Raw genomic sequence first — 12,669 nt, forward strand, 5'->3', positions numbered from 1 at the left:
ATGATTAAGCAGCTGTTTCCTATTAAGCATGTAGCGGGTTATATATCGTCTCTCGTCCTTTCAGCTGTTGCACTCGTGGTTCTGCTGGATATGCCGACAGCTTCGAAATTTGCCATCCTGCTGGTCACCGCGATACTGCAGGCTGCCGTTCAGCTCATGCTGTTCATGCACGTTGGCGAAAGTGATGACAAGAAATCCGTTTATATCAACATTGCGTTCGCTCTGTTTGTTGGACTTGTCACGATCTTCGGAACGCTCTTCATCTTCGTATGGGGATGGTATGCATAACAACCGGCAATAGCCGAGCTACAGATTAACCGATGAACGTATCGCATTGCGCGATCGCTTCATCCACATAGAAGGGGCCGTCCCAAAAGTCACTTGACTCCGGGAGGCCCCTTTGTGTTTTATAAAGACGCTGAGGAACGAAACATTCCTCCAATCGCTGTTGCCCCCCAATATCCTGAATTCATCTTTAAGGAAGGAATCGCTATGGGGCAGCGTTCTCCAGAATTTCATCGATCTCGCTCTGAAGTTTGGTCGTCAGGGTCTTCTCATCTCCAATAATCCAGGCATGATTATAGGGTGCTTCCATTGGCGAATTGTCATACGCTTGCTGTATTGACTCTACGTACTTCATGATGGAACGGGGAACCCCATCCCGCTCCGTATATAACAGCGGTGCATGTTTACCCATATGGGACAATGGCGCAGCCGCAATGGACAAGATAGGAGAATCCGGGATGGAGAAGGAGAGGCTGTAGCCCGGTGAGCGTATCCCCCATCCGAACCCCGTTCCGGGATCATGGTACTGTGCGAAGTGAATGGCATTCTCGTATGGATCATCCCCGGCGATTCGAATCACGTTGCCATATTGCCGGAGATTTTCCTCCACGCTGTGGGATACCACCTTCTCCGGGCCGATGATATAGATATGTGCCTGCCCATTTCGCTTCTGAAGCGCCTTCACCGTATCTTCAGGCACGTCCTTCTCACTGACAAACAGTAGTGTCTCCGGCATATGCGCAATCCAGCTTACCGCAGGCAGCGTATAATTCGGGCGCTCCATCGATCCAATGATGACGGAGGTTGGAACGGATCCCGTTACCTTTGTTGCGTATTCGTCAATAGCAGCTGCTGCTTCTGCCGGCTCCGTTGCATCTATGTGGTCGACCTTATAGTCGAGTCCGTTCAGATCCTTCATAACCTTTTCCGATATCGGGCCGACCGTGATAATGTCAATCCCTTTGTTATTCTCCGCTCCCCTTGGCTTCAAGCGGCGCAGCTCCTCCAGCGTTTCCTTGGGAATCCCCTCCTCTTCCACAAACAACAGCGGCCCCTGGCTCAGCTGAGTCAGATCGGCACTGACAGCGGCTATGGGCCACTGGGCCGAATCCACCAGAATAACGCTCTGCGGGCGACTGTGCTCATTCGTGGACAGCCACAGCGTTTTGGAGGTCAGTACCGCCGCACTTACTGGATCCGACGTATTCAATCGGATGGTATTCTTGGTAGCTGACCATGGCACAGGGGTATCCTTCAGCAGCTCTTTGCTGTGAACAGCGGATGGAATCGAGGGCTCCGAATGATTCACAGTCTGACTCCAAGCGAGAATGCCTGCCGTAAGAAGGGCAAGGGCCCAGCCGGCGATCATTTTCTTCACCGTACATTCCTCCTGTCTGCACACAACGTAACACGCATGCATCTCTGCTATCCTTCATGCGGATTTAGGGGTCACATATCTTCCATTAACTTCTCTTCATCCAAATCCGGCGGCAAACCAGGACGTTCATGGGAACGGTTCCGCATCCATTGTTCTTTCAGCATCTTCACAAACACATCGTCCCGGGATAGCCAGACACCATACTGGCGCTTCATGTGCCGCTCTGCCTCGTCAAACGAACGGAATGTAAACGGCAGCGGATCGCCGTTCCACTCCACCACCCATTCTCCTGCGCGGGCATATACAAACAGCATATCCTCGCCCCAGCTTTCGTACAGAACACCGGACTCGGTACCTTTAATGTTGAACTGATTCCGTGAGGCATCTAAACGGATCGGTTCAAGTTCAAACGGATCGGCCGCAAACAGCTGATATACTTCCTCCGTTATTGTGCATCCCGATGCTTTAGCATGACCTCCGCCGCCGTACCGAATTGCAATTTCGGATACATCCACATGATCATGAATCGTCCGCAGGCTCATTTTCCTCCCGCCCATATTCAATATGGCGATATAATCAAGATGAGGATAGACGGATCCCAGCTCACTGGCAAGCTCAGAATGATAGGACTCGGCGTATACGATACCTACGCAGTATTCATCAACGAAGGTTTGAATAATTTCACGCTGCTTGCGGCGGATATAACGCTCGATTTTATCCTCTTCCATGTCCAGAATTTTCTCTTCAAATTCATCGAAGAAAAAGCCCTCCGATTCACGAAGACGCTGGATCATCTTGCTCTCAAACTCATCAACGGCCAGCATATAGAACAGATCATTCAACCGTTTCGCCTGAATCTTCTGATGTTCTTCCCATTCCCATGTATCATAGAGCCGGACAAGCTCCACGAATTGATCCATCCCTTCGCTCCTGCTCAGATGTCCATGCTCAATCAAATATTCATAAAATAATGAGGTTGCCGAGGCCGCTCTGCCGTCTCGATGCGTCACAACCACCTGTCCCCATATGTAATCATTCAAATGAAGGGCAGTTTTATGGTGATCGATAAGCTGAACCTGTCCTCCTTCTTCCACAAACACGTTTAATTCCTTCTCGATGTCGGGAGCAACCGATAAATCCGTAATAAACAGCACGTCGTACGGATGCTCCTGAACGGAGGTCCGGTTTAAATACCTTGCGACTTGCTGATTCAATCCGTGAATGGTGTTATATCGGACATCAATTCCTTCGCCGAAGGCGCATTTGGCTATGATGCCGCAGCCGATGCCATCCAGATCATTATGGCTGTACAGATGATACATAGGTGATTTCCTCCCTAGAAGGTGGAATGGACAAGCGGTACATACCTTTTCACCCCTACGATTCCCTAAAATCTTCCGTTTTATCCCCCTGCTGCTGTTCTGAACCATCAGAATTGGACAAAAAAAGAAGAAGTGGACAGAGCACCACTTCTTCTTGAATATAGAAGAGATTATGCCTGTTGAACAGGTCTTGGTCCTTTGGATGCCATAACCTCATGCTCTTTTCCTTACGCAGCATAACAAAAAATCCGATCAGCAAGAGGTCTGCCGATCGGATTTTTTTCAGTTCATGGAGGCGCGTTGCAGGGAATTGCAAGCCGTGCAATCCTCCTGCAAATAGAATATTGAAGTGAAACCCGCCTTCTTGAGCTTGCGCGCCGCCAGAAAGCCAGCTGAGCGCTTCGGTGTTACGATGACTACGGAATCATCTGGTTTAAGTTCCTGATCCCAAACATAAGACAGTCTTCCAAGGGAGATGTTAATGGTCTCTTTCCACGGATTTGCCATAAACTCGGACACATCGCGAACATCGAGCAATTTGAGTTCAGGGCATTCCTTTTGTGCAAGACGAAGATCGCTGCACTTCATGAACCGCAAGCCTGTTATAGGTACATACCTCCGGTAGTATAGAACGAATAGGAAAACCATAAAGACGGCTAATGCGATCAGCACGTAGCATTCCCCCATCAAAGTCATGTGCATCATCTTGATGCATGGTGGGTGAACCAAACAAAATCTTACCCCCACGGGTATATAGTATGTGCTGTCTGAATAAAAGTCAATACATGATTACAATGCACACTCTTCTATTTCAAAACCCAAGTCTTCAATCAATCCCCAGTCTGCCGTATGAGCCTGCCCTTCTGTCGTCAAATAATCACCAATGAATATGGAATTCGCTGCATAAAGACCGAGCGGCTGCAAGGAGCGCAGATTGACCTCGCGCCCGCCCGCGATCCGGATCTCCTTCGTCGGATTAACAAATCTCATCATAGCCAGAATCTTCAAACACATCATGGGTGTCAGTTCCTTGCGTCCTTCAAGGGGAGTTCCGTCGATTGCGTTCAGAAAATTGCACGGAATGGAATCCGCCCCGACCGATTTTAGAGCAAACGCAATTTCCACCCGTTCTTCCAGGCTCTCTCCCATTCCAAAAATGGCTCCGGAGCATGGGGACATGCCGGAAGTGCTTGCCTGCCTCACCGTGTCCAGTCGATCATCATATGTATGCGTGGTTGTAATATGTTCATAGTTATCTTTAGAAGTATTCAGATTATGGTTATATCGATGCACCCCGGCATCCGCAAGCTTCTGAGCATGCACCTCATTCAAAAAGCCCAGGCAGCAGCAGACTTTCAGACTGGTCGTCTGCGTAATCTCCTTCACCGCTTCAATGACATGCTCAATCTCCCGGTTGGAAGGGCGGCGCCCAGAAGCAACGATGCAATAGGTTCCGGCCTTTCGGCGAATCGATTCACGGGCACCTTCAAGAATCTTTTCTTTGGTAAGCCATGCGTACTTTTCAATCGGTGCTTCTGATACGATGGACTGGGAGCAGTACCCGCAATCTTCAGGGCACAGACCGGATTTGGCATTCACAATCATATTCAGCTTAACCTTATTGCCATAATACTCCCGCCGGATGCGATACGCAGCCTGCATAACAGACAACAGTTCCTGATCCTCGCTCTGCAGAATAGCCCGTGCTTCCTCCGGAGTTACTTCGTACCCTTGTATAACTTGATCTGATAATTTCAGCCAATCACGATGAATTTGAGTAATCATATGATTAGGTCCCCTCTCCGTTTTCATTGTCAACCAAAAATTATTAATTATAGGTTAACAATATGAGTAATAATATCACAGATCCCGGAACACAACAATCAAGATGGAAGCCTCTCCTCATGTAAAAAAAGGACTGCTTCGCCAGCCCCGTCACAGGGCTGATGAAACAATCCTCTACCTCGTTATCCATTCTGATTCGTATCAGGGTGCCCGCTTAGGCAGCATCTTCACATACTCATCAGACAGCTTCATTAATTGGAGAATATAATCATAATCGCTGCGGTAAGGCGTAATATCCGCAACCGGCTCCAGCGTTTTCAAAGAAACCGCCGTTCCATCCTCAAATCCATCCCCGGGTACAAACAGGATCTCATTGTTGAAGAAAGATCCCGTTGGCAAATAGTAACGCATGCCAATCACGTTACGATCTACATTCAGCAAGTCCTGCCCGAAAGCTGTAAAGCCCTCTTGATCAAGCGATATGCCCAGCAGGTTCGCCACGGTTGGCAGAATATCGACTTGTCCGCCGACCTGATCTATGACCTGACCTTCATCCATGCCGGGAACATGCATGATAAGCGGGATGTTAAACCGGCTGACCCGCTCATGGTAAGGAATACCCAGCGTTGAAGAAATGAGATTGGCATCCGCTTCAGCCGGATTGATACCGAAGTGATCCCCATACACAACCAGCACGGTGTCATCCCACACTCCATTTTGCTGCAGACGGTCAACCAGCGTTCCCAGCGCATAATCGGAGTAGTTCACCGACTTCAGGTAATTGCCCAGATGAGTTCCTTCCAGCTCTGCAGGCAGCGTCATCTTCGCGAATTCATCCTTGACGTTGTATGGGGAATGATTCGACACCGTAATGTAGTGGGCATAGGTCGGCTTGTTCTGCTGCTCATTCTCCAGCAGCTTCTCGACCCCTACTCGGAACAACTCTTCATCCGAAGGCCCGAATTCATTATAATAATCATTCGTGAAATAGGGCTTGTCATAGTAATGCTGAAAATCAAGTGCCGGATACATTTTGCTTCGATCCCAGAACTTTACGTCATTCACATGAAAAGTGCCGGTATCATACCCATGCTCGTTCAGGGTCCTTGGCAGTCCCGGCAGCTCCTTGTTCCCGAACCCGGTAGACATCGCCGTCGTACCCGTCGGATAAATCGAAGTATTCACTGCAAATTCGGCGTCTGATGTATTGCCTTGTCCAATCTGCTGAAAGACATGCGGGAAATAAAAGCCGCTATCGGCAAGCTGATTCATTACCGGCGTCAGCTCTTGCCCGTTCAGAGATTGACCAATCGGGAAGTTCTGAAGAGACTCCATCTGAACGATGATCAGATTTTTACCCTTGGCCGCACCGAAATAATCCGGCTTGTCCTTCACCTGCTTAACGTATGGATAGGTCGCTTGCAGCTGCTGGGCTCTCAGTATAGTATCCTGCAAGTTCCCTTCCGCCAGCGCGCGATTCTCCTGTGAGTTCCGCACAACAGCGGACACCTGGTAATTCATGAATCCCATTTGCTCTGCTCGAACGATTTCATTCTCGATTCCCCATTCCTTTCGAATGATGAATCCGGACAACACGACCGCTATGATAAGGACAGCGACCATTGAAAGTCGCCATTTCATACCTAGTCCCCGCGAAGCATATAATGCCGAGTAAGAACGTTCTCCACCGAAATGCAGTCCTCTTCTTGCACGTGAACGGACTTTTTTGACCGCCCATATAATCAAGAGCACGACCAAATCCAGAAAGAACAGAAAGTGCTCCGGCTCAAGCAGCGCTGTTATGCTGGCTCTTACCTGGTTCACCTGACCAATGCCCGCGAGCGCGGTATACGTTGGTATGGAACCGAAGTGAACGTTGTAAACAGCGGAAGCAAACATCATGAAAGACAGGACCACATTCAGGACGATGTATACCGTTTTCTTGCCTCTTAACGGCAGAATCAGCTCCACTAAGCTGATCAGTGCCAGCACTGACAGCGCATCGGTAAGCACCTTCCCCCAGGCAACCCCGTTAAATAGAAATACCCTTAGCAGGATCAGCTTCAATAAGAGCGTTATAAACACGAGTGTACTTAACTTCAACCTTTGCTCAAGGCTACGTTCCATGCTGCATTCCCTCTTTTTGTAAATGTAATGTTAATTGACAGCTTTCATTATAACAGGAATGTAAACGCCAATCTAATCCGCCCATTCCTCGGCTACCCCCGTCAATTGTCCAATGCATGAATCCCCAGTGTCACGTAGGATAAAGCATCCCAATCAAAAGGCTGGAGGGTATAATCCATGAAGATGGTTGTGACCGGCGGAGCGGGCTTTATCGGCTCTCATCTGGTGAATGGACTCGTGAACCAAGGCTATGAGGTCCATGTTATTGATAATCTGACAACCGGAGACCCAGGTCGCCTTCATAGCGAGGCAATTTTGCATGTGGCCGACGTGAACAGTCAGCAGACAACAGCGTATATCTCCGTGCTTAAACCGGACGTCGTATTTCATCTGGCGGCCCAGGCCGATGTACAGCGATCGATCAAAGAGCCTCCGCTGGATGCGGGTGCCAATATCATGGGCACCATAAACATACTTGAAGCTTGCCGTAAGGCAGGCGTACGTAAAATTGTATTTGCTTCAACTTCAGGCGTATACGGGGATTTGGAGAAACCTCAACTGACAGAGGATGATCCGGTCTCGCCCATCTCGTTCTACGCACAATCGAAGATTACAGGCGAACAGTATATTCGTCTCTATCACCAATTCTTCGGACTGAAGTACACCATCCTTCGGTTTGGGAATGTCTACGGTCCAGGCCAGACCGCTAAGGGTGAAGGCGGCGTAGTGGCGGTATTTGGAAATCGTCTTCGCCAAGGCATTCCCCTTCAGATCTATGGCGACGGTGAGCAAACCCGGGATTTCATTTATGTAAAAGATGTCGTGGAAGCCAATCTCGCTTCCATCCATCAAGGCGATCAGCATGTGCTCCATGTAAGCACTGGCAGCGGCCGTACCATCAACACGCTTGTCGATGTCATCGGCAGGCTGCATCCTGATCCTATCGATGTAAATTATATGCCTGCAAAGAACGGGGACATTCTGCACAGCTGCCTGAACAACGACAGGACCCGGGAGCTCTTGGCGTGGAATCCGTTATATAGTCTGGAACAAGGGATTGCAGAAACCTACCGTCACTGGCTGCGTACATCCTAGGGCAGCAAGCGACTTTTGCATTCATACGAAAAACAGCCTTATTCCCTTGCAAGCAGGGGCAATTAGGCTGTTTTTCGTGCATTTTTGGCGCATGCGGCTTGAAGGATCACATGCCAATCGATTGAAGCAGACCCGCAAAATGGATCGCATAGCTATGCGGGTTGAAATTCTGTTCGACGTGTCCCTTGGCATGACTTCGAATCTGTTCGCGCAGGGAACGATCATTCATTAGCACCAGCGCTTCGGCAACAGCATGCTGAATATCTCCCAGCACATAGAACTTGCCTGTCGAATTGTGAAACACCGATGTCGATACCCCATCCGAATCGGTTGTCAGCACCGGACAGCGGCAGCTCATCGCTTCAAGAACCGAATACGGCGCGCCTTCCACCTTCGAGGTGCAGCATAGGAATCCGCCGGAATCGCCAATGACGGAATAATAGTAGGGCATCTCTGCATGCGGTACGTTGGATCGAAGAGTTAACCGCTCCGACAGATCCAGCTCTTCAATGAGTGCAAGAAACTGTTCACGCTCTAGCGGCTGACTGAGTTGAATATCCTCGAACATCCACATTTGCAGATCCGGTACATGCTGTTTAAGCTGATGACCGATATGAAGAAATTCGCGCCAGTTCTTGTTATCCTCAATCCGCCCTAGCCATGCCATAATTGGGCTTGCAGACCTTGGATAGGGTCTGTACGTGAACTCCTGGCTGTCAAAGCAATTGTTGAAATTAAACTGCGGCTTATGCGGATACAGCTCCTGGAATAACGCAGCAATATGAGGGGTGTTGGGATTCAGCAGCGCAGCGGCATGCTCGTTGACGTACGGCGCTGCCTGTGTAAGCTGCGCATGCGCAACACTCTTAGGTCCATAACCCTGGATTTCCAGCACGAATTTCCCTTTGAAGCCCAGCATTCGAAGCCGCGGGAAGCTCGCATGATCTGTTGTCACGACAATGACGTCAAAGCCGTTGGAATCCAGAATATGCTTGATTTCAATATCATTGCGGGTTACATAGATCGGGAAATCAGCGGCATTCTGCATGCCGGATCCCCAGGCATAATACAGACAATGCGCCTCGATCCCGGCAAGTCGAAGTGCACGGCATCGCTGTCTGTTTAATGTTTCAACGCCCCCGCTTGGCACGTAGTAGACGAACAGCACCTTCATGTCGTACCCCTCCCCATTATTCGATGGCTTGAAAATCAGAATTTGAGTAGACGGCTACAAGCTGTCCCTGGTTCTTGGCATGGACGGTAACCAGCGTGGAGTGAGTGTAGTTAATGTTGGTCACGAGCAGCAGGCTGAATGCGGTATTATGGTTCGTGATATTGGGCACAAAGACCGTCGAACCTGCCCCGACATGAACGAGGCCAACATAATAGACCCCGTATAGGTGATATCCGTGAATAAGGACATCAAATTCTTCTGCCCCTGCATTGGTTATCGTGAGATCCACGGACTGTATATATCGCGCATCAATATGGCCGTACTCCACTGCATCTAAACGATAGATGGACATATCATTCCCTCCCAGGCAATTGCAGCATCATTAATATCAGGTTATGTAACTACTTCTGATCAGGTAAGGGCATATCCATAGTGACGATCATCCAATTGTGTATTTCTTGACTCCACGGTCCAAGCCGCTTCTTACGGATTCGCATTTAATAGTATGTGGAAGTGATCCGAAAGAAAGGGACGGTGACAATAGATGTTGAGCCTGCAGGATATCAAGGGACCCTATCATGCCATATTCAGTCTGGGAAATAATTGTTTGCCGGGCATTGAGCTAAGAGAACACGGGCTGCGCAAATTTGCCGGGCCAATCGATTGGATGGGCACCCCGGTGCTGCCCCAAATTTCAAGGATGCTTCGCAACCGGTTTCAAGGCATGCTGATTTATCCGAACCTCCACACGGTTAGCCAGGCCAATGATGAGCTGTACAATGTATGGGATCGAGAGTACGATCTATATCTGAATCATGATTTTTACGTGGTTAACAACTTCCCTCCCCATCTGGCAGCTTATCCTGAGATCAAGGTAAAATATGACCGGAGGATCGCCAGATTTCTGCAGACACTGGAAAGCGGAGGGCGAATCCTCTTTATTCGGACCGATTCCAGCTATGAAGATATCAAGGAGCTGGTAGATTCCCTGCAGCAGATCTGTGTCGGGCCTTTTCATGTGCTTGCTGTCAATCATGAGCCCGTGAAAGAGATCGAAATGGCGGACTGGAACATAGAGCATGTGTGTGCTGTGAAAATGCCGGACATTGATATCTGGATCAGCAACCGTTATCGCTGGACCTATTTGTTCCAAGGCATGTATTTGACCTAAATGAACGAAACTTCGATATGGATGTCGAGGCAGCTCAAGTACAGCGAAATGGCAGGCCAAGATAATCCCTTGGCCTGCCATTTTACATCAGGATTTAAATGTACGTTACGGGCTCATCGGGCAGCTTGTAATCTTTCGGCAGCGATTGAAGAATCCGATTCCATACCACATAGTCGACCAGAATCTCCGGATTTGAGATCTGGTTGACAAAAATTCGGTTGTACAAATCGCTCATCACGGAAAATGCTTGCTGATTCATGGGCTCCCCCCCTTTTTCATACAGATGATTTCTGAGCTATAGCACCGTAATATACGTTCAGCGTCCTTTGGACCATCAGATCCATGGACCAATGATCTTGAGCGAATGCCTTCGCATTCTGACCAAGAAATTTTCGGTAATCCTCCCGCTCCAACAGCAGACTCAGCTGTTTTGCCGTACTTACCGCATCCCCAACCGGTGCGATCAAACCTGTGTAACCGTGAGTCACCATTTCCGGCAACCCTCCTGCCGTGGATACAACGCTTGGCAGACCTGCCATTTGTGCTTCCATGACCGAGAAGGGCTGGTTATCCTGAATGCAAGTGTGTGCAAAAATATCCGCTTGCGCCAGTAAGCCGGGGACATTGTTGTGCTCGCCAAGAAAAAACACGTCATGCTGAAGTGAGGCTCTTACCGTCTGCTCCTCCAGTTGCCCCCGCATACCGCCATCCCCGACGATCCAGCAAACCCAATCGCTTCGCATCTGCTTCAGAACGGCCAGGGAATCGAGCAGGACATGGACCCCCTTCACGTATACCAATCGGGCAGGACAGATAATCACCTTCTTGCCCAGCGGCCGCCGGAGTGGTGTTCCGGCATTATATTTTGCTTGAAAGGCCGCAGCATCGAGCCCATACTGAAACACCGTAATTCGATGGTCAGGTACACCGCAATCGGTCATGAGAATATTTTTGGACCAATGGTTGGCTGCAATGGTCAGATCCGAAGACATGGCAGCATGATATTCAAGCGCAGGAAAATAGCGCCACGCCGGGCTTCTTTCATCGACACCTTTCGAGGGGTTGTTGCGGAAGTGATCCATCATTTCTCGCGCCACAGAGCCATGTACGTGGGATACGAGCGGTGTCCGCCCCGGTTTCACCCGGCCCAAGGAACGTGTCGAGAAGCTATCCTGCGTATGGATAATATCGTACTGCTGCAGCCCGAAATAAGCAGCAGCCAGCTCCATGCAATAACGCTCAAGCTCGTAATGGCGGATTGCATAATGCTGATTCAATCCCGGAGCCGTTTGCGAGTTAAGCTTTGACTCCAGCATAGGAAGCAATGCTTCCTTGGCCAGTTCCTTCCCCCGATTGACAATATGGATTTTTTTGTAATCCGGACTGTTACCGAGCAGATCCACTTCATGACCTAATTGTTCCAAACGGTTCTTGAGCTGCTCCATGAAGTTCCATACTCCGCCGACATGAGGGATTAACCAGTGAGTTGCTAGCAGTATTTTCATGGTATCCCCCATTAACCGCCATGCTGAGCCAAGTGCTCAAGTACGTGACGATAATTATTTTTTACCATCTCATATTCCCGGGCAATCGTTGCTTTATGCCGAATGGTGCCCATCTGGGAATGCACACGGTACATCGTAAGCATATCTGGCAGAAATCCGAACGAAGCCCCGTTCATCAACAGCCGAATCCAGAGATCGTAATCATGTGTGTAGGGAAGCTGCGCATTGAACAGCCCTACCCTGTGAAGCCAGTCTTTCTTCATAATAACAGTGCATCCATTAATCGGATTGGAATAGACCAGTTGACGGGCCAAATCCGCATTGTTCGCCATTGGAATCCCTTCGTACGGTCTTGTCACCCGATTGTGCTCATTAATGACTGAGAAACCAGTGAAACTGATGTCGAGACCCCTGCTCAGCATAAACGCCATCTGTCTTTCAATCTTCTGAGGAACAAAACGATCGTCTGAACTGAGCCAGGCGATATATTGGCCCGAAGCATGCAAAATGGCATGATTCAATGCGCTGGCTGTACCGCCATTACTCTTGCCCATATAGTAGATTCTGTTCTTATAGGGTGCGATCAGATTGGAATATTGCGTTGACCCATCATCCACCACAATGATTTCCACAGCAGGGTACGTTTGTTGTACCGCACTTTCCAAAGCTTGCTGTATATACTGGCAGTTATAGAAAGGTATGACTATCGTAACCGTCGGCATCATCCCCTGTCTCCTCCTTCTGCCTATCTTGATATGTGATCTCAATACACATCATGGGTTAGTACACCATATGCATTGTTTACGCATTCCGCACGGACCCCTGTC

The 12,669-nt window shown here is 49.2% G+C and carries 13 protein-coding genes; 3 read left to right on the plus strand and 10 right to left on the minus strand.

Translation table 11 applies throughout. The features are described 5' to 3' along the window. Positions 1–288, plus strand: coding sequence for a cytochrome aa3 quinol oxidase subunit IV (qoxD, locus tag WDY75_RS18490; protein WP_006209801.1), 288 nt, complete (start codon positions 1–3; stop codon positions 286–288). 202 nt (positions 289–490) lie between these two features. Here qoxD and WDY75_RS18495 read toward each other — a convergent pair whose 3' ends face one another. The 5 genes from WDY75_RS18495 to WDY75_RS18515 form a co-directional block, all read right to left on the minus strand. Then, entirely contained in the window at positions 491–1,654 is a 1,164-nt protein-coding gene (locus WDY75_RS18495; RefSeq protein ID WP_231888116.1) for a cell wall-binding repeat-containing protein, read from the minus strand. Between the two features lie 80 nt (positions 1,655–1,734). Further along, positions 1,735–2,985 carry a DHH family phosphoesterase gene (locus WDY75_RS18500; protein WP_036638163.1) on the minus strand — a complete coding sequence of 417 codons (1,251 nt, stop codon included), beginning with the start codon at positions 2,983–2,985 and terminating at the stop codon, positions 1,735–1,737. Between the two features lie 282 nt (positions 2,986–3,267). After that, positions 3,268–3,657 (minus strand): rhodanese-like domain-containing protein, encoded by a 390-nt coding sequence (locus tag WDY75_RS18505; RefSeq protein WP_036638162.1) that lies wholly within the window; start codon positions 3,655–3,657, stop codon positions 3,268–3,270. Positions 3,658–3,774: 117 nt separating this feature from the next. Beyond that, positions 3,775–4,770 (minus strand): biotin synthase BioB, encoded by a 996-nt coding sequence (bioB, locus tag WDY75_RS18510; RefSeq protein WP_063479300.1) that lies wholly within the window; start codon positions 4,768–4,770, stop codon positions 3,775–3,777. Between the two features lie 201 nt (positions 4,771–4,971). Then, entirely contained in the window at positions 4,972–6,897 is a 1,926-nt protein-coding gene (locus tag WDY75_RS18515; protein WP_063479299.1) for an LTA synthase family protein, read from the minus strand. Positions 6,898–7,074: 177 nt separating this feature from the next. Between WDY75_RS18515 and WDY75_RS18520 the strand changes: the two genes are divergently transcribed. Next, positions 7,075–7,992 carry an NAD-dependent epimerase/dehydratase family protein gene (locus WDY75_RS18520; RefSeq protein ID WP_063479298.1) on the plus strand — a complete coding sequence of 306 codons (918 nt, stop codon included), beginning with the start codon at positions 7,075–7,077 and terminating at the stop codon, positions 7,990–7,992. Positions 7,993–8,098: 106 nt separating this feature from the next. Here WDY75_RS18520 and WDY75_RS18525 read toward each other — a convergent pair whose 3' ends face one another. Continuing rightward, positions 8,099–9,166: a glycosyltransferase family 4 protein gene (locus tag WDY75_RS18525; RefSeq protein WP_063479297.1), complete on the minus strand. Its 1,068-nt coding sequence runs from the start codon at positions 9,164–9,166 to the stop codon at positions 8,099–8,101. A gap of 16 nt (positions 9,167–9,182) precedes the next feature. Then, a complete protein-coding gene (locus WDY75_RS18530; RefSeq protein ID WP_063479296.1) occupies positions 9,183–9,518 on the minus strand; it encodes a hypothetical protein in 336 nt (111 codons plus the stop codon). Positions 9,519–9,710: 192 nt separating this feature from the next. Here WDY75_RS18530 and WDY75_RS18535 point away from each other — a divergent pair, with 192 nt between their 5' ends. After that, on the plus strand, positions 9,711–10,337 hold the full coding sequence (locus WDY75_RS18535; protein ID WP_063479295.1) for a DUF1796 family putative cysteine peptidase: 627 nt from the start codon (positions 9,711–9,713) through the stop codon (positions 10,335–10,337). Positions 10,338–10,431: 94 nt separating this feature from the next. On the opposite strand, the gene WDY75_RS18540 is transcribed toward WDY75_RS18535, so the two are convergent. From WDY75_RS18540 to WDY75_RS18550, 3 genes are read right to left on the minus strand one after another with little or no spacing between them, the layout of a single operon-like run. After that, the gene (locus WDY75_RS18540; RefSeq protein WP_160163988.1) at positions 10,432–10,596 is read right to left on the minus strand and encodes a hypothetical protein; all 165 of its coding nucleotides are present in this window, start codon (positions 10,594–10,596) and stop codon (positions 10,432–10,434) included. 16 nt (positions 10,597–10,612) lie between these two features. Next, positions 10,613–11,842: a glycosyltransferase family 4 protein gene (locus WDY75_RS18545; RefSeq protein ID WP_063479294.1), complete on the minus strand. Its 1,230-nt coding sequence runs from the start codon at positions 11,840–11,842 to the stop codon at positions 10,613–10,615. Positions 11,843–11,853: 11 nt separating this feature from the next. Then, positions 11,854–12,567: a glycosyltransferase family 2 protein gene (locus WDY75_RS18550; protein WP_006209787.1), complete on the minus strand. Its 714-nt coding sequence runs from the start codon at positions 12,565–12,567 to the stop codon at positions 11,854–11,856. Positions 12,568–12,669: the final 102 nt, after the last annotated feature.

The sequence above is a fragment of the Paenibacillus glucanolyticus genome (assembly GCF_037333485.1).
Taxonomy (GTDB): Bacteria; Bacillota; Bacilli; order Paenibacillales; family Paenibacillaceae; genus Paenibacillus_AQ; species Paenibacillus_AQ glucanolyticus.